The organism is Aminobacter sp. P4_D5, assembly GCF_056401815.1.
In genome coordinates, this window is the sequence record NZ_JBFUIP010000972.1 from 1 (window position 1) to 614 (window position 614).

Below are 614 nucleotides of genomic sequence, written 5' to 3' on the forward strand. Positions count from 1 at the left end.
GTCCTGCCCGCGATCCGCCGGGACGGTGGTTACATGGTCGCCGCGCCGGAGGAGACGCCAGAGGAGTTGGCGCTGCGGGCCGTCCAGGTGCTCCAGGCGGCGGTCGCGCGCCAGAAGGAGGCCTTGGCCCTGGCGCAATCCAAGGTGGAAGCGCTGGACCGCCTTGAGGCCTGCGCGGGTTCCTTCAGCATCACGGTCGCGGCCAAGATCCTGCAGGTGCCGCCCCGCCGGCTGCCCAAGCTGATGGAGCGGTGGGGGTGGGGGAGCCACAAGGCCGATGGCTTCGTGGCCTACGAGCCGATGATCCGGTCCGGTGTCCTGGAGCACAAACCCTTCACGATCCAGCGCCGCGACGGAACGCCCTTCACGCGGAACCAAGTGAAGGTGACGGCGAAGGGTCTGGTCAAGGCGGCGCGCCTCTTAGAAGAGCCGCGCGCCAAGGAGGCGACGACATGAAAAAGGATGGCGCGCGCCGCCAGCCGGCGACGTATCGGGAGCAATTGTACTTCGAGAATATCGTGGTGCCGCCCGATCCGCGGATCATGCAGCCAGACCAGCAGACGAAGAAATACCCCGTGGCCACGGGCTACGATATCTGGGGCTCCGCCAACTGG

At 67.3% G+C, this 614-nt stretch carries 1 protein-coding gene; it reads left to right on the plus strand.

Annotation, left to right across the window (positions count from 1 at the left end; genetic code table 11):
* Positions 1 to 456: phage antirepressor KilAC domain-containing protein (locus tag AC1DWF_RS36140; RefSeq protein ID WP_476843263.1), on the plus strand; the 456-nt coding region annotated here is incomplete at its 5' end.
* Positions 457 to 614 lie beyond the last annotated feature (158 nt).